At 36.0% G+C, this 21,514-nt stretch carries 27 protein-coding genes; 16 read left to right on the top strand and 11 right to left on the bottom strand.

Features of this window, described 5'->3' with window-relative positions; genetic code table 11:
* Positions 1–70 precede the first annotated feature (70 nt).
* The 3 genes from V7S76_RS02420 (at position 71) to pgeF (ending at position 3,280) form a co-directional block, all read left to right on the top strand.
* Positions 71–1,825 carry a GMC family oxidoreductase gene (locus V7S76_RS02420; RefSeq protein WP_459508413.1) on the top strand — a complete coding sequence of 585 codons (1,755 nt, stop codon included), beginning with the start codon at positions 71–73 and terminating at the stop codon, positions 1,823–1,825.
* Complete coding sequence (locus V7S76_RS02425; RefSeq protein WP_459508414.1) at positions 1,825–2,466, top strand: gluconate 2-dehydrogenase subunit 3 family protein; 642 nt, start codon at positions 1,825–1,827, stop codon at positions 2,464–2,466. The genes V7S76_RS02420 and V7S76_RS02425 overlap by 1 nt, the downstream gene beginning before the upstream one ends.
* Positions 2,467–2,548: 82 nt before the next feature.
* Positions 2,549–3,280 (top strand): peptidoglycan editing factor PgeF, encoded by a 732-nt coding sequence (gene pgeF / locus V7S76_RS02430; RefSeq protein ID WP_459508415.1) that lies wholly within the window; start codon positions 2,549–2,551, stop codon positions 3,278–3,280.
* 2 nt (positions 3,281–3,282) lie between these two features.
* On the opposite strand, the gene V7S76_RS02435 is transcribed toward pgeF, so the two are convergent.
* The 3 genes from V7S76_RS02435 to V7S76_RS02445 form a co-directional block, all read right to left on the bottom strand.
* On the bottom strand, positions 3,283–3,645 hold the full coding sequence (locus tag V7S76_RS02435; RefSeq protein ID WP_459508416.1) for a hypothetical protein: 363 nt from the start codon (positions 3,643–3,645) through the stop codon (positions 3,283–3,285).
* Between the two features lie 187 nt (positions 3,646–3,832).
* Positions 3,833–4,303, bottom strand: coding sequence for a hypothetical protein (locus V7S76_RS02440; protein ID WP_459508417.1), 471 nt, complete (start codon positions 4,301–4,303; stop codon positions 3,833–3,835).
* A 200-nt stretch (positions 4,304–4,503) separates the two neighbouring features.
* Positions 4,504–5,220, bottom strand: a complete 717-nt coding sequence (locus V7S76_RS02445) for an ABC transporter ATP-binding protein (protein WP_459508419.1) — start codon at positions 5,218–5,220, stop codon at positions 4,504–4,506.
* Positions 5,221–5,313: 93 nt separating this feature from the next.
* Between V7S76_RS02445 and V7S76_RS02450 the strand changes: the two genes are divergently transcribed.
* From V7S76_RS02450 to kdsA, 4 genes are read left to right on the top strand one after another with little or no spacing between them, the layout of a single operon-like run.
* A complete protein-coding gene (locus V7S76_RS02450) occupies positions 5,314–6,531 on the top strand; it encodes a bifunctional 3,4-dihydroxy-2-butanone-4-phosphate synthase/GTP cyclohydrolase II (RefSeq protein ID WP_459508606.1) in 1,218 nt (405 codons plus the stop codon).
* Between the two features lie 27 nt (positions 6,532–6,558).
* Entirely contained in the window at positions 6,559–7,287 is a 729-nt protein-coding gene (locus V7S76_RS02455; RefSeq protein WP_459508420.1) for an ABC transporter ATP-binding protein, read from the top strand.
* 1 nt (position 7,288) lies between these two features.
* On the top strand, positions 7,289–8,329 hold the full coding sequence (gene murB / locus V7S76_RS02460; RefSeq protein WP_459508421.1) for a UDP-N-acetylmuramate dehydrogenase: 1,041 nt from the start codon (positions 7,289–7,291) through the stop codon (positions 8,327–8,329).
* A gap of 1 nt (position 8,330) precedes the next feature.
* Positions 8,331–9,140: a 3-deoxy-8-phosphooctulonate synthase gene (gene kdsA / locus V7S76_RS02465; RefSeq protein WP_459508422.1), complete on the top strand. Its 810-nt coding sequence runs from the start codon at positions 8,331–8,333 to the stop codon at positions 9,138–9,140.
* 178 nt (positions 9,141–9,318) lie between these two features.
* On the opposite strand, the gene V7S76_RS02470 is transcribed toward kdsA, so the two are convergent.
* Genes V7S76_RS02470 through V7S76_RS02480 form a run of 3 tightly spaced genes read right to left on the bottom strand, consistent with a single transcriptional unit; the run spans position 9,319 to position 10,414 of the window.
* Complete coding sequence (locus V7S76_RS02470) at positions 9,319–9,441, bottom strand: hypothetical protein (RefSeq protein ID WP_459508423.1); 123 nt, start codon at positions 9,439–9,441, stop codon at positions 9,319–9,321.
* A 2-nt stretch (positions 9,442–9,443) separates the two neighbouring features.
* Positions 9,444–9,920: a SixA phosphatase family protein gene (locus tag V7S76_RS02475; RefSeq protein WP_459508424.1), complete on the bottom strand. Its 477-nt coding sequence runs from the start codon at positions 9,918–9,920 to the stop codon at positions 9,444–9,446.
* A gap of 5 nt (positions 9,921–9,925) precedes the next feature.
* Positions 9,926–10,414 (bottom strand): gamma carbonic anhydrase family protein, encoded by a 489-nt coding sequence (locus tag V7S76_RS02480; RefSeq protein WP_459508425.1) that lies wholly within the window; start codon positions 10,412–10,414, stop codon positions 9,926–9,928.
* Between the two features lie 58 nt (positions 10,415–10,472).
* Between V7S76_RS02480 and V7S76_RS02485 the strand changes: the two genes are divergently transcribed.
* Together V7S76_RS02485 and udk are read left to right on the top strand one after the other, a co-directional pair.
* Positions 10,473–11,006 carry a methyltransferase domain-containing protein gene (locus V7S76_RS02485; RefSeq protein WP_459508426.1) on the top strand — a complete coding sequence of 178 codons (534 nt, stop codon included), beginning with the start codon at positions 10,473–10,475 and terminating at the stop codon, positions 11,004–11,006.
* A 64-nt stretch (positions 11,007–11,070) separates the two neighbouring features.
* Positions 11,071–11,697 carry a uridine kinase gene (udk, locus tag V7S76_RS02490; protein WP_459508428.1) on the top strand — a complete coding sequence of 209 codons (627 nt, stop codon included), beginning with the start codon at positions 11,071–11,073 and terminating at the stop codon, positions 11,695–11,697.
* A gap of 70 nt (positions 11,698–11,767) precedes the next feature.
* Here the strand turns inward: udk and V7S76_RS02495 are convergent, their stop codons facing one another.
* The gene (locus tag V7S76_RS02495; RefSeq protein WP_459508429.1) at positions 11,768–13,180 is read right to left on the bottom strand and encodes a PQQ-dependent sugar dehydrogenase; all 1,413 of its coding nucleotides are present in this window, start codon (positions 13,178–13,180) and stop codon (positions 11,768–11,770) included.
* A 146-nt stretch (positions 13,181–13,326) separates the two neighbouring features.
* Between V7S76_RS02495 and V7S76_RS02500 the strand changes: the two genes are divergently transcribed.
* From V7S76_RS02500 to V7S76_RS02530, 7 genes are all read left to right on the top strand, one after another.
* Positions 13,327–14,196, top strand: coding sequence for a diacylglycerol/lipid kinase family protein (locus V7S76_RS02500; protein ID WP_459508430.1), 870 nt, complete (start codon positions 13,327–13,329; stop codon positions 14,194–14,196).
* Positions 14,197–14,199: 3 nt separating this feature from the next.
* Positions 14,200–15,636 carry an amidohydrolase gene (locus tag V7S76_RS02505; RefSeq protein WP_459508431.1) on the top strand — a complete coding sequence of 479 codons (1,437 nt, stop codon included), beginning with the start codon at positions 14,200–14,202 and terminating at the stop codon, positions 15,634–15,636.
* 102 nt (positions 15,637–15,738) lie between these two features.
* Complete coding sequence (locus tag V7S76_RS02510; RefSeq protein ID WP_459508432.1) at positions 15,739–16,335, top strand: Rieske 2Fe-2S domain-containing protein; 597 nt, start codon at positions 15,739–15,741, stop codon at positions 16,333–16,335.
* A gap of 12 nt (positions 16,336–16,347) precedes the next feature.
* On the top strand, positions 16,348–16,767 hold the full coding sequence (locus V7S76_RS02515) for a thioredoxin family protein (RefSeq protein WP_459508433.1): 420 nt from the start codon (positions 16,348–16,350) through the stop codon (positions 16,765–16,767).
* Positions 16,768–16,773: 6 nt separating this feature from the next.
* Complete coding sequence (locus V7S76_RS02520) at positions 16,774–17,724, top strand: FAD:protein FMN transferase (RefSeq protein WP_459508434.1); 951 nt, start codon at positions 16,774–16,776, stop codon at positions 17,722–17,724.
* A complete protein-coding gene (locus V7S76_RS02525) occupies positions 17,721–17,948 on the top strand; it encodes a DUF4266 domain-containing protein (RefSeq protein ID WP_459508435.1) in 228 nt (75 codons plus the stop codon). The genes V7S76_RS02520 and V7S76_RS02525 overlap by 4 nt, the downstream gene beginning before the upstream one ends.
* A 14-nt stretch (positions 17,949–17,962) precedes the next feature.
* Positions 17,963–19,180 (top strand): DUF3570 domain-containing protein, encoded by a 1,218-nt coding sequence (locus V7S76_RS02530; RefSeq protein ID WP_459508436.1) that lies wholly within the window; start codon positions 17,963–17,965, stop codon positions 19,178–19,180.
* A 52-nt stretch (positions 19,181–19,232) separates the two neighbouring features.
* Here V7S76_RS02530 and V7S76_RS02535 read toward each other — a convergent pair whose 3' ends face one another.
* From V7S76_RS02535 to V7S76_RS02550, 4 genes are read right to left on the bottom strand one after another with little or no spacing between them, the layout of a single operon-like run.
* Positions 19,233–19,841 carry a low molecular weight phosphatase family protein gene (locus tag V7S76_RS02535; RefSeq protein WP_459508437.1) on the bottom strand — a complete coding sequence of 203 codons (609 nt, stop codon included), beginning with the start codon at positions 19,839–19,841 and terminating at the stop codon, positions 19,233–19,235.
* Between the two features lie 12 nt (positions 19,842–19,853).
* On the bottom strand, positions 19,854–20,375 hold the full coding sequence (locus V7S76_RS02540) for an ArsI/CadI family heavy metal resistance metalloenzyme (protein WP_459508438.1): 522 nt from the start codon (positions 20,373–20,375) through the stop codon (positions 19,854–19,856).
* Positions 20,376–20,377: 2 nt separating this feature from the next.
* Positions 20,378–20,713: an ArsR/SmtB family transcription factor gene (locus tag V7S76_RS02545; RefSeq protein WP_459508439.1), complete on the bottom strand. Its 336-nt coding sequence runs from the start codon at positions 20,711–20,713 to the stop codon at positions 20,378–20,380.
* A 51-nt stretch (positions 20,714–20,764) separates the two neighbouring features.
* The gene (locus V7S76_RS02550; RefSeq protein WP_459508440.1) at positions 20,765–21,496 is read right to left on the bottom strand and encodes a sulfite exporter TauE/SafE family protein; all 732 of its coding nucleotides are present in this window, start codon (positions 21,494–21,496) and stop codon (positions 20,765–20,767) included.
* Between the last annotated feature and the right edge of the window lie 18 nt (positions 21,497–21,514).

Raw genomic sequence — 21,514 nt, forward strand, 5'->3', positions numbered from 1 at the left:
TCAGGATAGAAATATTAGAATATTAATTTTAAATTTTCTATTTTCGAACTTTCAAAATAATACCTATTTTATGATAAACGATTCTATTAATATTAAAGCTCAGCAAGAAGTATTTGATGTTGTCATTGTTGGTTCTGGAGCTGGAGGAGGGATGGCAGCCTATACTTTGGCTAAAGCTGGAGTCAAAGTCTGTGTTTTAGAAGCGGGTCAACCTTTTGATCCAGCTGATCCAAAAAATATCACTCAATTAAAATGGCCTTACGAATCTCCGCGTAGAGGAGCAAGCACAACACGTCCTTTTGGCGATTTTGATGCTGCTTATGGAGGTTGGAACATTGAAGGAGAGCCATATACGGCAAAAAATGGAACAACATTTGATTGGTTCCGTGCTAAAATGGTGGGTGGTCGTACCAATCACTGGGGAAGAATTTCTTTGCGTTTTGGTCCAGATGATTTTAAACGCGCTAGTATAGATGGTTTAGGTGACGATTGGCCGATTGGTTATGACGACATGAAACCATATTATGATCGTGTAGAGAAATTAATAGGTGTTTTTGGTTCCAACGAAGGACTTCGTAATGATCCAGATGGACAATTTTTACCACCTCCTAAGCCTCGTCTTCATGAATTGATGATCATGAAAGCCAACAAAAAGTTGGGAATTCCAACTTATCCATCTCGTATGGCTATGTTGACTAAAAAAATCAATGATGAACGTGGTAAATGTTTTTACTGTGGTCAATGTGGAAGAGCTTGTATGGCTTATGCCGATTTTTCTTCCTCATCTGTTTTAATTAAACCGGCCGTAGCAACTGGAAATACTACCTTAATTACTTATGCGATGGCTCGCGAAGTGATCACAGATCCGATATCTGGATTAGCAACGGGTATTTCTTACGTTAATACAGTTAATTTACAAGAATATACGGTTAAAGGTAAAGTGGTTATTTTGGCAGCTAGTGCTGGAGAAACCGCTCGTTTATTATTGAATTCCAAAGGGCCGAAATATGCGAATGGTTTAGCTAACTCATCAGGAGTAGTAGGAAAATATTTAAATGATTCTACAGGGGCTTCCCGTTCAGGAATTATTCCTGCTTTGTTTGATAGAAAACGTTACAATGAAGATGGAGTAGGCGGAATGCATATTTACACGCCATGGTGGTTAGATAACAAAAAATTAGATTTCCCAAGAGGTTACCACATTGAATATGGTGGAGGAATGGGAATGCCAGGTTTTGGATTTGGTTCAGGTATCGAAGGCGTAAATGGAAAAGCGCAATATACCAAAGATGGTAAAGCTAAACCAGCTGGAGGATACGGATCTGGCTTGAAAGAAGATTATGCAAGATATTACGGTTCATACATCAGTATGGCGGGTAGAGGTGAACCAGTAGTTAGAGAAGATAATTATTGTGAAATCGACCCGAATACGGTAGACAAATATGGTATTCCTGTGTTAAGATTTCATTATAAATGGTCTGATTATGAAGTGAAGCAAGCGAAGCACATGCAGGATACTTTTGAGGAAATCATCGTTTCTATGGGTGGTGTTCCAATGGGTAAAAAACCAGGACCAGAAAACAATTATGGATTGGCGGAACCTGGAAAGATTATCCATGAAGTAGGTACTGCTCGTATGGGTAATGATCCGAAAACTTCTGTGTTAAATTCGAATTGTCAAGCTCATGATGTAAAAAATCTTTTTGTAGCGGATGCAGCGCCATTTGTTTCTCAAGGAGATAAAAATGCTACTTTAACTATTTTGGCATTATCCCTTAGAACTTCTGAATATATTCTTGATCAACGTAAAAAAGGCAATATCTAATGAAAAGAAGAGATTATTTAAAAAACTTAGGTTTAAGTTCATTAGGACTTGCAGTGTTGAGTCCAGATATTCAAGCAGCAGAATCCTTAGACCAATTTGGCGCACCTAAAACAGCATCTGGAGAATTAAAAATTCCAGGAGGAAGAACCAAAGATGAGGCTGAAAGAGATGCTCGTTTGATGGCTGAAAAGTTTTTGAACGCACATGAATTAGCAACCATTACTGTTTTGACAGATATTATTATTCCTGCTGATGGAAAATCTGGAAGTGCATCTCAGTCGGGAGTGACCGGTTTTATCGAATTCATTGTAAAAGATAAACCTGAAATGAAAACACCGATGCGCGGAGGTTTACGTTGGTTAGATGCTGAATCAAACAAACGCTTTCAGAAATTGTTTGTTGATTTAACTCCAGCTCAACGCATTAATATCGTAGATGATATTGCCTATCCTGAAATAGCAAAGAAAGAATTTTCCCAAGGGGTAAGCTTTTTTACTATGATGAGAAATTTAACAGCTACAGGCTTCTTTACTTCTAAAATGGGTATTGAATACCTAGGTTATAAGGGTAATGTTCCGAACGAATGGGAAGGTGTTCCTAAAGAGGTTTTAGCTCAATACGGATTATCTTACGAAAGTTAATTTAGGAATGAAGTAAGATGTAGGAAGTAAGAGGGCAACTTCTTACATCTTACATCTTTCATTATATTTTATTTTTAATCATTTGGAATTAACCATTTCCCCCCAAATTTTTCAAGCTTTTCCTGAAATTGTTGCAGGCGTTAGCACGCGGCAGGGTGGTGTAAGTCCATTTCCATTTAGCTCTTTGAATCTTGGAGTTCATACCAGCGATTCATCAGAAAATATTCAAAGAAACCTCGAATTATTCACCAATCATTTGGGAATTAAAGTAGATGCTTTAGCTAGAAGTTATCAATGCCATGGTGATGAGATATTACAAACTCAAGTTCCCATTTATGCTGAAAATTTTGATGCCATCATCACTCATCAATGTGGTGTATTTCCAGCAGTTGGTGTAGCCGATTGTTGCCCGATTTTATTGGCTGATCCCATTAAAATAGTATCTGCTGCCATTCATGCTGGCTGGAAAGGGACAGTCAAGGATATCGCCAGGAAGACAGTAGAAAAAATGGTGATTGAATACCAGTCCAATCCTAGTGATATTTTAGCCTATGTGGGTCCTTGTATTAGTCAAGAGTTTTTTGAAGTGGGAGATGAGGTAGCCATGCAATTTTTACCAGAGGTCCAAATATTAAAAAATGGTAAATACCATATTGATTTAAAGCTTGCCAATACTCTGCAATTGCAACATTCTGGAGTTAAACAAATAGAAATATCTCCTTTTTGTACGGTAAAAAACAATGATCTTTTTTTCTCTTTTCGCAATGAAAAAGGACTTACTGGCAGAATGTTGGCGGTGATAGGTTTTAAATAGATTTAAGGCCTATTCATGTAATTCTGTTGTCCGTAAATCGCTTTTTTATCCAATTCGAGAAATTCATAAATAGTGTGGATTAGTTCATTTTCCAAGTATAATACTTCCGGCCGTTTTTTTCGCTTATTATCAATAAATGTGCTAATTTTCATTGTTTTAGAGGGATTACTAATCAGATTGACGCAATAGATATAACTATTATTTTCTTCTTTAATAAACAAATCATAAATATCATCAATTCGTATTTTTTGGGTTCGAATCGGATTTTGTCGTCTAATTTCATTTGTCGTCAGATTAATGTTGATAACTGTATGTTGTTCAATGAAAATCCGATAGAGTCCATTCAAAATTATGCTGATGCCCATTATTAATGCATATACTAGGTATTCGCGAAAAATAGAAAAATGAAACATTAAAAAAGCAATAAACAAAAAACTAAATCCGATGTAGATGTAAATTTTGTTTTCTTTCTCATCGTATAAATAGGGTTTATACTCGATGCATTTTTCTGATCCTAGAAAATCATAATAGTGGGTCATCAGCTTTATGTAATTATTTTAGAGACATAATTTGATGTATTTCTTCATTTATACTCTGCATGGTTTTACCCGATATATTTTGGCCTAATAAAATTTCCTGGTATTTGCCATTTTGATCAAATCCTAATTTAAAGGCATTTCCCGTTTTGATGCCATACATATTTTTGATGTTTTCTTGAGTAGATCCATCTAATTCATCAAATTGAAATTCCACAAAGCCTGCACCAATTCCTTTTGAATATTTGAAAATTTGTTGTTGTGGATAAATAATGAATTGTTTGGTAGTACGCCAAAAGACCAAGGCTGTGATCGCTAGCATGAATAATGCTGTGTAAAGAATAGTTGGAGATAATGTTCTAAAATAATTGATAAAAAGGTAAATGGTTAAAATAGAAAATACTGTGCCAAAAATAATGACCGAAATAATTCCTTGTTTTTTTAGTGAATAGCCACCGTCTGTTGTTTGAGTGAAATTTTTGTACATAAGAATGAATAAATAAATGGTTAAAATTGACTGAATTTCAAAAGAAATTTTTTCAAAAATGCAATACAGATAACCGATTAATTCAACTCCCAGAATGGGTTTTGTACGTGATATTAATGGTTAGATGTATAATTTAAACAAATGTATGAAAAAATGCAGTAAAAAAATAATTATTCTAAGGGGTTAGAATGGTCGAAATGCTATTGATTTTTTTGTGTTTCTTTTTTGAAGAATTGTTCCAATCCGCCTAAGGATTTCTGAATGTGATCTAAACTATAATCCGCTTTCAAATTTCCTTCATTGATCAATAATATTCGATCACAGATCGCTTCTACTTCGCTCAGTAGATGGCTTGAAAATAAAATGATTTTTCCTGGACTCAATTGCTTGATTAGGTTTCTAATTTCGGTCATTTGGTTGGGATCCAAACCACTGGTAGGTTCATCCAGAATCAAAATTTTGGGGTCATGTAAAATGGCTTGAGCAATTCCTACTCGTTGTTGATAGCCTTTTGATAATTCATGGATTTTCTTAGTCTGCTCTTTTTGTAATCCAACTAAATCAATGACTACTTGAATTCTATTTTTTAATAGTTTTGTGGGAATTTGATGCATTTGACCAATGAATTGTAAAAATTCTTTTACATACATTTCGGAATATAGTGGATTATTCTCAGCTAAATAACCAATAATCTTTTTGATGGCTAAATGATCTTTGATGACATCTAATTCGTCAATTTTGGCAAATCCTTCATCGGCCGTAAGATGCCCCATTAGCATTTTTAAGGTTGTCGATTTACCTGCTCCATTGGGTCCCAAAAAACCCACAATTTCGCCTTCCTGGATAGTGAAAGAAATGGAATTTACGGCTTTTTGTTTCCCAAAATTTTTGGATAACCCACTAACTTGAATCGACATAGATAAAAGAAAATTGATAATATTACAAAGGTAGGTAAAATGGGAACTAAATCTGCTTACCTTTGTGTTTTCGTTGTTAAAAAAGCTCCAATTATGCAGGAAGAAGTGATTCGTTTAGATAGTATTGAAGATGCAATTGAAGATATTCGTCAAGGAAAAATCATTATAGTTGCCGATGATGAAGATAGAGAAAATGAGGGGGATATGATTTGTGCGTCTGAAGCAATTACTCCTGAATTAGTCAATTTTATGGTGACAGAAGCACGAGGTTTGATGTGTGTTTCATTAACGGAAGATCGTTGTCATGCATTGGGTTTAGAAATGATGGTCGATAATAATACGACCTCACATGAAACACCTTTTACGGTTTCTGTCGATTTATTAGGTCATGGATGTACCACGGGGATATCGGCTTCGGATCGTTCTAAAACCATCCGTTCTTTGGTGGATCTGTCCACCACTCCCCAAGATTTGGGTCGTCCAGGACATATTTTCCCATTAAAAAGCAAAACAGAAGGCGTTTTAAGAAGAACTGGTCATACAGAAGCTTCCATGGATTTTGCACGATTGGCGGGATTCAAACCTTCAGGCGTTTTGATCGAAGTGTTGAATGAAAATGGTGAAATGGCTCGGCTACCTGATTTACGTCGAATTGCGGATAAATTTAATTTGAAGTTGGTTACGATTAAAGATTTAATTGAATATCGATTGAACAAAGAGTCCTTGATTCACCGTGAAATTGGTGTCAATATGCCAACAGAATGGGGTAATTTCGAACTCATTGCATTTAAACAAAAAAATACAGGAGATACGCATTTAGCTTTGATTAAAGGTACTTGGGAAAAAGATGAACCAGTTTTGGTTCGAGTTCATAGCTCTTGTGTTACCGGTGATATTTTTGGCTCTTGTCGTTGTGACTGTGGAGGTCAATTGCATAAAGCCATGCAAATTGTTGAAAAGGAAGGTAAAGGCGTTATCTTGTACATGTTTCAAGAGGGTAGAGGAATTGGCCTACTCAATAAATTGAAAGCGTATAAGCTTCAAGAAATGGGTCGAGATACGGTGGAGGCAAATTTGGAATTAGGTTTTGCGATGGATGAAAGAGATTATGGCGTTGGGGCCCAAATTTTACGCGATTTAGGAGTTCATAAAATTCGTTTAATTTCGAATAATCCTAAAAAACGAGCTGGATTGTTGGGATATGGTCTGGAAATTATTGAATCAGTACCTATCGAAATTGAATCAAATCCGCACAATGAAAATTATTTAAAAACCAAAAGAGATAAAATGGGTCATACCATTTTGAAATAATATTTTTGCTAGCTGAGAATAAAAGCTATGATTGAAATTAAAGGCATACATAAGGAATTTAACGGTCGGGTAGTCTTGGATGGAATCGATGGAGTTTTCAAACAAGGTACCATCAGTATGGTTATCGGAGGTAGCGGTACGGGGAAAAGCGTTTTGTTGAAATGTATGATTGGAATTTTGAATCCAGAAAAAGGCCAAGTTCTTTTTGATGGTCGAAATATCATAAATGGCGATTTAGAAACCGTTAAGGAAATCCGTCGAGAAATGGGAGTTCTTTTTCAGGGAGGAGCTTTATTCGATTCAAAAACAGTCATAGAGAATGTTCGTTTTCCTTTGGATATTTTATCAACACAAACAATTTCAGAGAAAAATGACCGGGCCATGCATTGTTTGCAAAGAGTCGGTTTAGAGCATGCAGCCAATCTAATGCCTTCGGAAATTTCAGGTGGTATGAAAAAACGTGTCGGAATTGCTCGGGCAATTGTAATGAACCCTAAATATCTATTTTGTGATGAACCCAACTCTGGTTTGGATCCATTGACCGCCGTTAAAATCGATTTATTAATTCAAGAAATTACCGAAGAATATAATATCACCACGGTGGTAATTTCTCATGATATGAATTCTGTTATGCGAATGGGAGAATATATTATGTTTTTGAAAGATGGGAAAAAATTGTGGGAAGGAGATAAATCCAATTTATTACAAACTACTGTTCCTTCCTTGCAAGAATTCTTGTCAACTAAGTTAATCTAATATGGAGCAGAATTATAGCGCCCCTGTTGTTCAGAATGATATTACTTTAAAAGCCTACAATACCTTTGGTATTGATGTAAAGGCCAAATATTTTGTGGAAATCCATCAAATTGAGCAATATATTTCCATACTTAAATCTGGTGAATTTGCCCATGTCCCTCATGTATTTTTAGGAGGTGGAAGTAATATTTTGCTAACTCAAGATGTTGATGCATTGTTGGTTAAAAATTCTATATCAGGGATTGAAGTTATTGCAGAAGATAATCATCATGTGTGGGTAAAATCAGGTGCAGGAGTAATTTGGGACGATTTTGTTCAATTTGCTGTAGACCATCATTGGGCAGGTATTGAAAATTTATCATTGATTCCAGGCACTGTTGGGGCTGCCCCTATGCAAAATATTGGAGCCTATGGAGTGGAAATTAAAGATACATTTGATTACTTGGAGGCTTTGAATTTAGAAACTTGTCAGATTGAAAAATTTGATAATTTAGCATGTCAATTTGGCTACCGAGAAAGTTATTTTAAACATAAGGGAAAAGGAAAATATTTGATCATTTCTGTTTGCTTCAAATTAAATAAAGTATCAAAAATTCAAACTTCTTATGGAGCAATTCAGGATGTTTTGAATGAAAAAAATATTCAAAACCCTTCCATCAAGGATGTTTCGAATGCAGTAATAGCCATTCGGAAAAGTAAATTACCTGATCCCAAGGAAATCGGCAATTCAGGTAGTTTTTTTAAAAATCCGACCGTTAATAAAGAGGAGGCGGATCGAATGATGCATGCATTCCCTGGTATTCCCCATTATCCAGTTGCTGAAAGTACGGACGTGAAATTTCCCGCTGGCTGGTTGATTGAACAAGCAGGTTGGAAAGGATATCGAGATGGAGATGCAGGTGTGCATGCGAAACAAGCTTTGGTTTTGGTTAATTATGGCCATGCTAGCGGTCATCAAATTTTATCTTTATCCGAACAAATCAAAAAGTCCATTTTTGAAAAATTTGGAATTCAATTAGAAACAGAAGTAAACATTTTATAATATGCAATTACCCACTTTATCATCCATTGGTAATGGTCCATTTTTTTTAATGGCAGGAAGCTGCGCAATCGAGAGTAGAGATTTAGCATTTGAAATTGGTGAAAAAATTGATACCATGTGTAAATCCATGGGAATTCCCTTTATTTTCAAAGGTTCTTATCGGAAAGCTAATCGAACCAAAATAGATTCCTTCACAGGAATAGGTGATATTAAAGCCTTAGAGATTTTGAAAGAAGTGGGTGCCCACTTTAATGTGCCCACGGTAACCGATATTCATGAAAGTTCCGAGGCCGCTATGGCTGCAGCATATGTAGATGTACTGCAAATACCTGCTTTTCTTTGTCGACAAACTGATTTATTAGCTGCCGCTGCTAGAACTGGTAAAGCTGTTAATATTAAAAAAGGACAATTTATGTCGGGCGCATCCATGAAATTTGCTGTGGAAAAAGTCTTACATGAAAATCCAGAAGCCATTGTATATTTAACTGATCGTGGTAATTCTTTTGGTTATGGAGATTTGATAGTGGATTATCGAAATATTCCTGAAATGTCAGCTTTTAATGTGCCAGTGATTATGGATTGTACGCATTCATTGCAAAGACCAAATCAAGGTAGTGGTGTGACGGGCGGGCAACCTGCCTTGATTGAAACCATAGCAAAAGCGGCAATTGCTGTTGGTGCTGAAGGTTTATTCATTGAAACGCATCCCAATCCAAGTATTGCTAAATCGGATGGAGCCAACATGCTTCCATTGGATCAATTAGAAAGATTATTGGAAAAACTTCTTCGAGTTCGTGAAAGTATAGTTTAGGATCTGCGTAATTGTTAAAAGTGAAGATAGAAAAGAGAAGATAAAAAAGAGAAAAGAGAAAAGAGAAAAGAGAAAAGAAGAAATCTATTACCTATTACCTATTACCTTTTACCTATTACCTTTTACCTATTACCTTTTACCTATTACCTTTTACCTATTACCTTTTACCTATTACCTATTACCTCTTTTTGACTTTATTCCAAGGTGCTGTTGTATTTCTGGCCATATCAATGGCTAATCCAATCATTAGGAGAGTAAATAAAATAATTACCCAACGGAAAATGGTTCGATTTCGGTTCATGATTATATATTGGGGTGATATTGATAAATTATTTCTGCTGAATTGGCACTGGTTTCCATCCAATTGTCGGCATATTCCCATTGTAGATGAATGATTTCTGCAGTTTGCATTTGAATCGCTTGATTGGTAAAATGGGAAGCCAAAAATGAAATGGAAGGATTATGTCCAACTAAAAATAGGGTAGGATCCTTTTGTTCATAAATTTTCTCCAAGTATTTTTTTCCCCCTTCTTTGTACCAATATTCATCTATTTGGAGTTCACCACAGATTGTCGGATTTTTTTCACGAATGATTTGTGCAGTTTCCAATGTTCTTTTGGCAGAAGAACATAGCCATATGCCTTTTTGATGATTAGAATATTTGAGAATTTGTGCGGATTGATTGGCTTCTAATTTTCCTTTTTCAGATAATGAACGATCAAAATCTGGCTCTGTATACAAACCTGCATTGGCATGTCGAATAAGAATAAGTTCAACCATTTTATTTATTCTTTAATCAATGGAAAATCTCCATTGGCGTGTTTTTGCCCCATTTCAATGTAATGATTTGCCCCATCTTTCATTTTTTGAATTTGTTCAACACTTAGGGTTTTGATGATTTTTGCAGGAGTGCCTAAAACCAAGGAGCAATCAGGAATTATCATTCCTTCTGTTACTAAAGCATGGGCTCCTATCAAACAATATTTGCCTATTTTAGCTCTATTTAAAACGGTAGCATGCATCCCAATCAAACTGCCTTCACCAATTTCTGCGCCATGAACAATAGCAGAATGTCCAACAGTTACAAATTTTCCGATAATAGTTTTATCACCTTCATCTGCATGCAAGACAGCATTGTCTTGAATATTGCATCCTTCATGTAAGATAATCTCTTCCACATCGCCACGAATCACTGCACCATACCAAATGGTAACATCTTTTTCGATGGTAACTTTTCCCATAACACTCGAGTTGGGTGCGATAAAATTGGCCATTTTGCTATATTTTTTTCAAATATAGCTCCAAGTATGTACTTTTAAACAAATTTATTGGATGAAAAATGTATTGAATTTTATTGATTGGGGAAAAGATGATCATTTATTGTCCTTAGGTTGCGGAGGTGCCTGGTGGGAAATTAATTTATTGTTCCATAAACCTTGTCAAAAAATAATTCTTCTCGATCGAAATGAGGAAATTCTGAACACTGATGAAATTCAATCAAGTATTCAATATTTTGAAAATCACTACCAAAAAAGCTTTTTACCCTTTGTGCAAGTTTCGAATTTTGATGCTAAATCAACTGGAATTTCTAACTGCGAATTGGACGGTATTTTTATCTTCAATGCATTGCACGAAATGAATGGTCAAAAAGAAGTCGTTGACGAGTGTTTTCGAATCTTGAAATCTGGTGGATTCATTTTGGTGGAAGAGGACCTTTCTATGACCGAAAGAAAAATTCATTCAGGCTGCGAAATGCCTTTGTTCTTTCAAAAGGAACTCATTGAGTTATTTCTTGAAAAGGGATTTACCTTGGATTCACTTCTAGAAAAAGACGATGTTGCCGCTTATTTTAAATTTATTAAGTGAAAAAAAGCATTTTAATTCAGAAATAATCAATTGCTTTTTGCAATTTTGCGTCCAAATATTTTGCATGACATCCATCGATCGACCCTTTATTATTGGAATTACAGGCGGTAGCGCTTCGGGTAAGACATTGTTTTTACAAAGTTTAATGGAGCAATTCCAAGAAAATGATATTTGTTTGCTTTCCCAAGATAATTATTATCGTCCTAAGCATGAACAAACGAAGGATCACAATGGAATCGAAAATTTTGATTTACCAGGTGCCATAGATGATGTCGCTTTTGCTAGAGATGTGGAAAAATTACGCAATGGTGAAATAGTTACCCGTCTGGAATATACGTTCAATAATTCGGAGAAAATTCCTGCTACCTTAACATTTGAACCAAGGAAAATATTGGTAGTTGAAGGTATTTTTGTTTTTCATTTTCAAGAAGTTGCCAACTTGTTGGATCTGAAAGTCTTTATCGATGCCAAAGATAAAATCAAATTAAAAAGACGAATCAAACGAGATAATGAAGAAAGAGGTTATGACCTTCAAGATGTGATGTATCGTTGGAAATATCACGTAAAACCTACTTTTGAGGAATTTATTCGTCCACATAAACGTACATGCGATATTGTTATTCCCAATAATGTTCATTTCGAAAAAGGCTTGGAAGTTGTGGTTAGTTATTTGAAAAATAAAATTCAATAAAAATAAAAGGTGGCTGAACGAATTCAAAGCCACCTCTTACCTATTACCTATTACCTTTTACCTTTTACCTCTACTCCGGTCTCAATCTAAATACCATTCCTGGATTTTCTACTCCCACGTATAAATATCCATCGGAGCCCATTTTTACATTTCTCATTCGACCAATATTCAACAATACTTTTTCTTGCCCAATTACCTTATTGTCTTTAATGATACAACGATTCATATAATTGAAACGTAAAGAGCCAATCATTAAATTACCTTTCCACGCCGGATATTTATCGCTTGTAACGAAGGCTAATCCAGAAGGAGCAATGGATGGAATCCAATAATTAATAGGTTGTTCCATTCCTTCTTTTTGACTGATATTGGTGATGGGTTTTCCATCGTAATTGATGCCATAAGAAATAACAGGCCATCCATAATTCTTACCGGCTTGAATAATATTTAATTCATCGCCACCTCTTGGGCCATGTTCCGTTTCAAAAATAGCCCCTGTATATGGATTCAATGTTAAGCCTTGTGGATTTCTTTGTCCGTAGGAATAAATACTATGATGGTATTTATTAGCATCTTTCCCCACAAATGGGTTGTCTTTAGGAATAGTTCCATCATCGTTTAAACGATGTATTTTTCCGTTATCATTGTTGGTTTCTTGAGGGAATTCTTTTTCCATTCCTCTTTCTCCAACGCTGAAAAACAAATATCCTTTTTTGTCAAACGCAATTCGTGATCCAAAATGATGAAAGGTTTTGGTGTAAGGCATTGCTTGGAAAATCTCTTGCGCTTCCACAAATTCATTGTTTTTGATTTTCCCTCTCACAATTGCCGTACTGGTCAATGTGATCGCACCATCTTTTTTGAATTTAGAGTACGACATATACACCCAACCATTGTTTTTGTAATCTGGATGTAAAACAACATCCAATAAACCGCCTTGTCCTTTCGACATCACTTCCGGTGTATTTTTGATCAATGTCTTATGTTGTTTTTGATCAACTAAGTATAAAGAACCTGCACGGTCTGTGATTAAGTAATCATTGTTGGGTAATTGTGCAAATCCCCATGGACTATCAAAGCCTGTTGCCACAGTATCCAAAACAATTTTCATACCTTCCGAACTAAATTTGTTCGATGTTGGCTTATTGGCAAATTTGTATTGATCAACAGTTTTTAGATTTTCAACAATTAAATCTGCTAATTGATTGATTTCCTCGGCACTTAAAATCCCTTTCCAAGTTGGCATACCTAAATCTGTATAACCATTCGTGATACTCGCAACTAATTCATTTTTACTTTTTCCATGTTTCCATTGGCGGTCAACAAATGCTTCTACTTTTTCGCCGTGACAACTCGAACAATATTGTGTGTAATTTTTTTCTGGATCTTGTAGAATTGGTTTGGCAGTATTGGAAACCTTTAAAGACATGATGCTTAATGTTCCTGCGCAAATTAACCCCAAGGTTAGTAATTGCTTTTTCATTTTTTTGGATTTAAAATAGGTAAGATGAATCGAATGCGAATCTAATAAAGAATCAGGATAAATTTACAGGTATGAAGAAAAGATATGAATCGAATTATCTGTAATCTTCTTTTTTATATTTCTTTTTTTCTATTTATTATTGTCATATGAATAAATTAGAAATTGCTTTTCTAGTTAATCCGTTAAAGACAAAAGCCCATACTAGGGAATATGTTTTGTGGGTACTAGAAAAATCCAAAGAAGTTACAGACATAGAAATCACTATTCAATTATTTGATCAAAATTGGCCAGAATCGTTGGCTTTATTTGACCGAATTTGGTTATTAGGTGGAGATGGAACGATGTGCTATTTTATTAACCAATACCCAAATTGTTCTCAACCTATTTCATTATTTAAAGGTGGTACCGGCAATGATTTTTATTGGAAAATCTATAAAAATATAAGTCGTGAGGACCATTTTCAATCAGCGATCTACGGCCAGATTGAATCAGTAGATGCTGGAATTTGCAATGGTAAATATTTTTTAAATGGTGTGGGAATGGGGATAGAAGGCGAAGTCCTTAAATCAATGAAGTCCATCCGAATTTTGGGTGGGTTTTTGGGGTATTTTTTGGCAGCTATTCCTCATATTTTCACGTTCAAGTCATACACGATTGCATATCAGGATAATCATGGTAAACGAATCCAAAAGAAGGTTTTTTTATGCATGGTTTTCAATTCCTCTAGGGCTGGAGGTGGATTTTTGTTTGCTCCAATGGCATCCATTCAAGATGGTAAATTGAATATGTTAATTTGTGACCCAATTCATATTTTGAAAAGAATCATATTTATGCCTACCGTACAATTTGGCTGGCATGTTCATTTCCCGTTTGTTCAAACCATGGAAATTGACGAAATTACTATTTCTGCGGATCGTGTGTTAAGAGCACAAGTGGATGGAGAGATGTTAGAATCTAATGAGTTTGTATTTCAAGTATTACCTAATCATTTTCAATTTTGTTTTCCTAAACTTTAAATCATGTTACAATCTTTTCGTTTGCAAAGTTTATCTGTTCTATTTCTCCTGACTTTTTTGGCTAATGCACAAGATGTTTCCAAAAAGAAAATCCTTCTTTCGATACAATCAAAAAGCCAATCGTATGAACAAATTGCACAAAAAATATGGAATTTCGCGGAAGTAGGATACAAAGAAAATAAGAGCTCATTATTGCTTCAAGAAACATTGAAACAAGCTGGATTTACCATTCAGCCGGGCGTAGCAGGAATTCCAACTGCTTTTATTGCAACCTATGGTTCGGGTGGCCCTGTTATTGGAATTTTGGGAGAGTATGATGCTTTGCCTGGATTATCACAAGATACCATTCCAACCAAACGTACCTTAGGAGCCAACGCAGGTCATGCTTGTGGCCATCATTTATTTGGAACTGGATCTGCCGCTGCTGCTATAGCAGTGAAAGAATGGTTGAAAGAAACTGGCAAAAAAGGTACCATTCAATTTTTTGGCTGTCCAGCCGAAGAAGGAGGTTCAGGGAAAGTATACATGGTAAGAGAAGGCTTATTTAATCAAGTGGATGTGGTACTTCATTGGCATCCCAATGATATCAATGCGACAAGTAATACGACTTCTTTAGCCAATAAAAATGGGAAATTTAGATTCTACGGACTTTCATCTCATGCATCTGCCTCTCCTGAACGGGGTCGGTCTGCACTAGATGCTGTTGAAGCCATGGATTTCATGGCCAATATGATGAGAGAACATGTTCCCAGTTCCACACGGATTCATTATGTAATTACCAATGGAGGGCGAGCTCCGAATATTGTTCCCGATTTTGCGGAAGTTTACTATTATGTACGATCGCCACAAAGGCAGACGGTGGAAGATGTTTGGAATAGATTAGAAAAAGCAGCCGAAGGAGCAGCTTTAGGCACAGGAACAAGGTACAAAGCAGAAGTAATTGGTGGCGTTTATGAATTGCTTCCCAATGATGCTTTGGCAAAAGTATTAAATACGAATCTAAAGACGGTAGGGGGTTATGAGTTGAATGCAAGTGAAAAGGCATTTGCCCTGCAATTACAACAAACCACTGGCATGCAAAAATTGGATTTAAATTTAACAAATACCGTAAATCCGGATCGCGAAGACCCTTTAAGTAATGCCTCCACAGATGTGGGAGATGTAAGCTGGGTAGTACCTACGATTGCTTTGGTATCTGCTACATGGGTACCCGGTACCTCAGCCCATAGCTGGCAGGCTGTCGCTTCCGGTGGAAAGAGTTTTGGAACAAAAGGAATGATGGTAGCAGCAAAAACACTTGCTACCACAGCGATGGATTTAATCAATAATCCTATTTTAGTCCAAGAAGCGAAAGAAGAATTGAAAAAACGACAAGGTCCTGGATTTACTTACAAGGCTTTGTTGGGTGACCGTAAACCTGCTCTTAATTACCGGGATTAATACATGGTCGTCGGAATGTCAGGGTATGTCTACTTGATGATGTGCCATTCATAAATGTTTGAGATTAAAAACATAAATTAGAGGAATTCAATTGAAATTTTTATGTCGAAAGAGAGCCTAAGTCGTTTTCAATTTTTGAAAAAAGTAGGATTTACTGGTCCTGCGTTGTTAGCCGTTTTACAATCTTGTAGTCAAAAAGAAGACTATTTTATCGAATCCCTTATTTTGAATAAAAAAGGGGAGACAGTCGCAAGTCTTGATAGTACAACCAAAAGTTCCTCATCCAGTTCAGGAGGTTCTTCAGGAGGATCTAATTCTGGCGGAGGTACGTCGGGAGGATCTGCCGGAAAATTTCCTTCTGGAAAAGTTTCGACAGCCGATTTAGCCAAAATTACAGCACCTTTAGCTAAAATTGATTTAACATCTTCGGGCGCAAAAAATTTGGCCACCGCAGGTGGATATGTGATTGTTAATAATTTATACGTTGTTGGTACCACTTCGGACGGCGATTATGTGGCTGCATCTAATTTATGTACGCACGAACCCAAAAGAAGAGTTATTTTTAATCGGTCCGAGTTTTATTGTACAGACCACGGTGCTCGTTTTGCATTAAATGGCGCCAGGTTGACGACAAATGCACGATCCGATTTATCTGTTTATACTACCGCCAATGATGGTAAAACCTTGGTCATTTATTAAACCATTCCTTTTATGAAATTAGCCTTTTTATTATTGTTGAATTTATTTTTTGTTGGAGAATGGGGCTTGGATTTTAATCAAGCCTTAACTGACTCAAAGCAAAACAATAAATTGATTCTCTTGAATTTTAGTGGCTCAGATTGGTGTGGGCCCTGTATTAAATTAAAGAAAGATGTGTTTGAATCAGCTGAATTTAAAACATTTGCTGAAGATAAATTAGTCTTAATTCGTGCGGATTTTCCTCGGTTAAAGAAAAATCAATTGGACAAAATTCAGCAAGATAAAAATGATGTTTTGGCTGAAAAATACAATCCCAATGGAAAATTCCCCTTAACGGTATTAATTGACTCGAAAGGCAAAGTATTGCATGAATTCGAAGGATATCAACCTTCTATTTCCAAATTCATTTCGGAAATCAAACATTTTAATTGATTACTGATGATGAGCCAACTTTTCAGAAGAACCGAGAAACTGATGGGCAATCGATTTGCCTTGGGTGTCGTTGGAAAAGATGCTGAAAAAGCGGAATTCGCATTGCAAAAAGCTGTGGATGAAATTAAACGAATTGAACAACTTTTATCCACTTATCAGGAAGATAGTCAGACCAATTTAATTAATCAATCCGCAGGTATTTCTCCTCAAAAAGTAGATATCGAACTATTTCAATTGATTGAACGTGCTCAAAAAATATCTCGCCTCACCCAAGGGGCCTTTGATTTAACGTATGGTTCAATCGATAAAAGTTTATGGAATTTTGATCAAAAGATGACACAATTGCCGTCAAAGGAGCTTGCTGAAAAATCAGTCGAATTAATCAATTATCAACTTATAGAGCTTGATGCGATTCGTCAAACCGTTTTTTTGTCGAAAAAAGGCATGCGCATCGGTTTTGGAGGAATTGGTAAAGGATATGCAGCGGATCGAGCGAAACGGGTTCTAATCGATTTAGGTTTTGAGAATGGTTTAGTAAACGCATCAGGTGATATGTGTGCCTGGGGTTTACAAGAAACGGGCGAACCTTGGAATATTGGGATAGCGCATCCTGATAAATCGAACGAAATTTTTGCTGATTTTGATTTAGATAATTCGGCTGTTGCTACCTCAGGGAATTATGAAAAATTTGTTTGGATAGACGGCGTGAAATATTCACATACAATTCATCCCAAAACAGGATTTCCAATTCGTGGGATTAAAAGTGTAACGGTATTGGCACCCTTTGCCGAATTAGCCGATGCATTGACGACTCCAATTGCTGTCATGGGAGTGCATGTTGCTTTGGATTTAATCAATCAATTGCAAGGCATTGCGTGCGTCATTGTTACCGATGAAAATAAAATTTTTACCACTAAAAATATCTCAATTAACCAACATTTAGAAATTGCCCTATGAAAGATAGATCATTCAAATTATTCATTGTTTTGGCAGGCTTTTGCTTGCTAATAACTTGTTCCTGCACTCGAGTAAAGGAGTACCAAAAAAGTAGGATAAATGACAGCGAGATGGAACTGGCTGCTCGCAAGAGTGAAAAATTTGAGCAAAGTTTTTATTTATATCGCGAAGGTGCATCAGGAGCCAATGGCGGTAAGAGTGGTGGTGGATGTGGTTGTAATTAATCGAAAATAGAAAGATGAAAAAAATAATTTTAGCCATCGGACTCTATTGTTCTTTCTTACAAGGTATCAAAGCACAAGATTATGTTCCCAAACAAGATTCCATCGCATATCAAAAGCGAAAATTGAAATTTGAAGAAGTGAATTTGGTTTCAGGATATTATATGCAGGACGGAAATAATTCTGCGATTACGGGTGGAGTGGGTTCTGAAAAATTGACCAACATTGGAAATTCGTTCGAAATTCGTTTTTCCAAACTGGATATGTTTAATCGTCTACATAGTTTTACAGCTGATTTCAATATTGATCGATATACTTCAGCCTCGTCAGATCAGATTGATCCATTGACCTATTCTTCTGCCTCAAAAGAGGATACGCATATTTACCCAAGTTTAAATTGGTCAATCAAAAATGATTTGTCGGGAATAACGCAATCATTGGGTTATGCATATTCTACGGAATATGACTATAAGTCGCATGGTTTCAATGCTGGAATCACCAAGCTATCCAAAGATAAAAATACCGAAATTTCGTTGAAAGGAGGGGCCTATTTGGATACCTATATGTGTATTTTACCTTCTGAATTACGACCTTATAATTATCCATCAGGTGCGCAAGGAGATCAACGAAACATTGATTTTAAAGCAAGAAATTCCTTTAATGTAGCCTTCTCTGTTTCTCAGGTGATCAATCAAAGATTACAAATTTTAGGTATCATCGAACCGAGTTATCAAGAAGGATTATTGAGCACGCCCTTTCACCGCGTTTATTTTACCAATGGAAATGAGACGGTAGAAAAATTGCCAGGAACTCGATTTAAGTTGCCTGTAGGTTTACGATTAAGTTACTTTTTGGGAGATAAAACCATTATTCGTGCTTTTTACCGTGCGTATATTGATTCGTGGGGAATGAATGCCCATACGTTTAATTTGGAAGTTCCATATAAAATATCACCCTTCTTTTCGGTAAGTCCATTTTATCGATTAAATATACAATCGGCTGTCGACTACTTCAAGGCCAAAGGTAAGCATTTGCCAAGTGAGGAGTTTTATACCTCTGATTATGATATTGGAAAATTCACCAGTGCATTTGTAGGTGTAGGGGTGCGCATTGCTCCTCCGGGTGGAATAGCTAATTTAGTCAATTGGAATGCCCTGGAATTCCGTTATGGTTATTACTCGCGAACCACTGGAATGGTTGGTCATAATGTAAGTTTGATGATAAAAATTAAATAAATGATGAAGTATGAGGTATTTTAAATCATAACTCATACTTCAACATTCATATCTATTTTTCTATCGCATTCGCAAAAACATAGAACATTTCGGAAGCTATTTGCATCGATCTTTCATCGTATTTTTCTGATTCCAGTTCGGTATCATCAAAGGCTTTTGGGTCTTCAAAACGAACAGGTATTCGTTCTTCTGCACCTGGGATGAATGGGCAATTTTCGTCGGCATGTGAACATGTCATAATAGCTGAAAATCCATTTTTGGCATTTATTTCATCATCAAATACCTTGGAATAAGCAATAATGGGTTGACCATCTTGAGTATGAAAGACAAAATAAATGGGATTCGCATGTCCTCTTTTGACCACCTTAAAGCCAAATCGCTCAATGGATGCAACCGCACGTTCATTGAATGAAGTCACTTCCACTCCACCAGAATAGCATTGCGCAGGAATTCCATAAATATCCGCAGCCGTTTGTGCCCAAATTTGGGAAAATTGACTTCTTCGCGAGTTATGCGTACAAATGAAATTCAATCGAATGGGTTCTTCTTTCTTTCTTTTGTTTTTGATATAATCAATCAAAACTTGTAAAACGGCCTTTCGCTCATCAGATATGGCTAAAGCAAAGATTTCATCTAATTTGTTTTCTAATTGAGGTAACATATAACGGACAATTTAACAACAACCTGAACCAGGTGCGCATGTGGAAGATGTAGCTAATTCTGCTATGGTAATTTTTTCTTTTACTTCTTGAACAGGAGGCATGCAACAAGCACTTGATTCCGTACTTTCGTAGTGTGGATCATTGAATTCTACATCTTCATGAAAATAATAAACCTCCCACTGAACCCCATCCGGATCATTTGCCCAAAATTTGTCTTGAACAGCATAACAACAAGAGGTTCCAATTTCTTCTTTGGAAACGATTCCCTGATTTCTTGCCAAAGTTAATTTTTGCATCATTTCCTCCTGTGTTTCCACCTGAAATCCTAAGTGTCCAAAATTGGATTGTACTCGTTCTGGATTTTCAATAAAAGAAATGATTAAAGAGGGTGCATCTAAGATATATTTAGCATATCCGGACTTTATTTTATCAGCTGGTTTGCCGAAAAATGTTGAATAAAAATTGACAGTCGCAGCGAGGTTACTCACATAGAGTGACACGTGCATACGTGGGAAATTGGCGGATTTGGACATAATTAACAACAATTAGAAGTTGAAATAGAAGGAAATTGACTAAAAAAATATTCAAAAGTATCTTGAATTTGTTTCCATTTCTCTGCGTTAATGCAATAGCAAACGGATACACCTTCAATATTACCTTGAATCAATTCAAGGTCTTTTAATTCTCTGAGATGTTGCGAAATAGTGGCTTGAGCTAATCCTAATTCGGAGACCAAATCATTATTTATGCATGTATTGGCTTTCAGTAAATGACCCAAAATGGCAATTCGAGCAGGATGGCCTAATACCTTGGCATATTGCGCGATTTGATTTTGATCTTCTGTAAACAAATTGGATTTAGTAACGCCCATTGTATTAAATATTACATTGCAATATTACGATTAATATTGGATAAAAAATAATTATGTTAGAAAAAATCTCATTGTTTGAATGATTGACATGATGATGATAATTCCGAGAACGATGTATTTGAAAATTTGATCAGAAATTTTAGCTAATAACAATTTGCCGATATAGGTTCCAACAATGCTGATTAGGATCAGGAATGGTATTAATATCAAATGTTTGCTTTGAAAATAGCCGTTATAAATATATACCATCGCTCTACTGCTATCTACCCCAAAGTCAATCAATGCAGAAGTGGCGATAAATGTATTTTTTTCCAAATTAAATGCTGCTAATGTGATTCCTCGGATGGCGCCACCCGTCCCAATAAGTCCTGCCAAAAAACCGGAAACGATCCCTCCCGAATAAAGGTTGGTATTTGTTTGCTTGAGTTGATTGCCTTTCCCAGAAATCAGGTAGAAGGCCATAAAAAGAATAATGAAATTCATTCCAAGTTCGATTTCTGTTTGTGAAATATAATTGGTTAAGAAAGCTCCCATGATGACAAATAATACGGCTGGGATGCCTAATCTCAAGGCGATATTTTTGTTAATACCGGTTTTGAATAGATAAATTTTAGAAGTATTACTGAAAATGTGGTAGACAGCAGTAATACCCAAAACGAGTTTGAAATCAATAAACATGGAAGCAATTGGAACAAAAAGGATAGAGGATCCAAAGCCACTTACGGTACCAATAATTTCTGCCAACAAGGCTAAGAAGAAAAAAAGGTAGTAATTGGATTCCATAACTTATGCTAATTAAAC

The organism is Aquirufa sp. ROCK2-A2 (genome assembly GCF_054558485.1).

Bases quoted from the DNA above. Each gene is read 5' to 3' on its own strand.
- V7S76_RS02420 (WP_459508413.1), top strand. From the start codon at position 71: ATGATAAACGATTCTATTAATATTAAAGCTCAGCAAGAAGTATTTGAT.
- V7S76_RS02425 (WP_459508414.1), top strand. From the start codon at position 1,825: ATGAAAAGAAGAGATTATTTAAAAAACTTAGGTTTAAGTTCATTAGGA.
- V7S76_RS02435 (WP_459508416.1), bottom strand. From the start codon at position 3,645: ATGGGCATCAGCATAATTTTGAATGGACTCTATCGGATTTTCATTGAA.
- V7S76_RS02440 (WP_459508417.1), bottom strand. From the start codon at position 4,303: ATGTACAAAAATTTCACTCAAACAACAGACGGTGGCTATTCACTAAAA.
- V7S76_RS02445 (WP_459508419.1), bottom strand. From the start codon at position 5,220: ATGTCGATTCAAGTTAGTGGGTTATCCAAAAATTTTGGGAAACAAAAA.
- V7S76_RS02450 (WP_459508606.1), top strand. From the start codon at position 5,314: ATGCAGGAAGAAGTGATTCGTTTAGATAGTATTGAAGATGCAATTGAA.
- V7S76_RS02455 (WP_459508420.1), top strand. From the start codon at position 6,559: ATGATTGAAATTAAAGGCATACATAAGGAATTTAACGGTCGGGTAGTC.
- murB (WP_459508421.1), top strand. From the start codon at position 7,289: ATGGAGCAGAATTATAGCGCCCCTGTTGTTCAGAATGATATTACTTTA.
- kdsA (WP_459508422.1), top strand. From the start codon at position 8,331: ATGCAATTACCCACTTTATCATCCATTGGTAATGGTCCATTTTTTTTA.
- V7S76_RS02470 (WP_459508423.1), bottom strand. From the start codon at position 9,441: ATGAACCGAAATCGAACCATTTTCCGTTGGGTAATTATTTTATTTACT.
- V7S76_RS02475 (WP_459508424.1), bottom strand. From the start codon at position 9,920: ATGGTTGAACTTATTCTTATTCGACATGCCAATGCAGGTTTGTATACA.
- V7S76_RS02480 (WP_459508425.1), bottom strand. From the start codon at position 10,414: ATGGCCAATTTTATCGCACCCAACTCGAGTGTTATGGGAAAAGTTACC.
- V7S76_RS02485 (WP_459508426.1), top strand. From the start codon at position 10,473: ATGAAAAATGTATTGAATTTTATTGATTGGGGAAAAGATGATCATTTA.
- udk (WP_459508428.1), top strand. From the start codon at position 11,071: ATGACATCCATCGATCGACCCTTTATTATTGGAATTACAGGCGGTAGC.
- V7S76_RS02495 (WP_459508429.1), bottom strand. From the start codon at position 13,180: ATGAAAAAGCAATTACTAACCTTGGGGTTAATTTGCGCAGGAACATTA.
- V7S76_RS02500 (WP_459508430.1), top strand. From the start codon at position 13,327: ATGAATAAATTAGAAATTGCTTTTCTAGTTAATCCGTTAAAGACAAAA.
- V7S76_RS02505 (WP_459508431.1), top strand. From the start codon at position 14,200: ATGTTACAATCTTTTCGTTTGCAAAGTTTATCTGTTCTATTTCTCCTG.
- V7S76_RS02510 (WP_459508432.1), top strand. From the start codon at position 15,739: ATGTCGAAAGAGAGCCTAAGTCGTTTTCAATTTTTGAAAAAAGTAGGA.
- V7S76_RS02515 (WP_459508433.1), top strand. From the start codon at position 16,348: ATGAAATTAGCCTTTTTATTATTGTTGAATTTATTTTTTGTTGGAGAA.
- V7S76_RS02520 (WP_459508434.1), top strand. From the start codon at position 16,774: ATGATGAGCCAACTTTTCAGAAGAACCGAGAAACTGATGGGCAATCGA.
- V7S76_RS02525 (WP_459508435.1), top strand. From the start codon at position 17,721: ATGAAAGATAGATCATTCAAATTATTCATTGTTTTGGCAGGCTTTTGC.
- V7S76_RS02530 (WP_459508436.1), top strand. From the start codon at position 17,963: ATGAAAAAAATAATTTTAGCCATCGGACTCTATTGTTCTTTCTTACAA.
- V7S76_RS02535 (WP_459508437.1), bottom strand. From the start codon at position 19,841: ATGTTACCTCAATTAGAAAACAAATTAGATGAAATCTTTGCTTTAGCC.
- V7S76_RS02540 (WP_459508438.1), bottom strand. From the start codon at position 20,375: ATGTCCAAATCCGCCAATTTCCCACGTATGCACGTGTCACTCTATGTG.
- V7S76_RS02545 (WP_459508439.1), bottom strand. From the start codon at position 20,713: ATGGGCGTTACTAAATCCAATTTGTTTACAGAAGATCAAAATCAAATC.
- V7S76_RS02550 (WP_459508440.1), bottom strand. From the start codon at position 21,496: ATGGAATCCAATTACTACCTTTTTTTCTTCTTAGCCTTGTTGGCAGAA.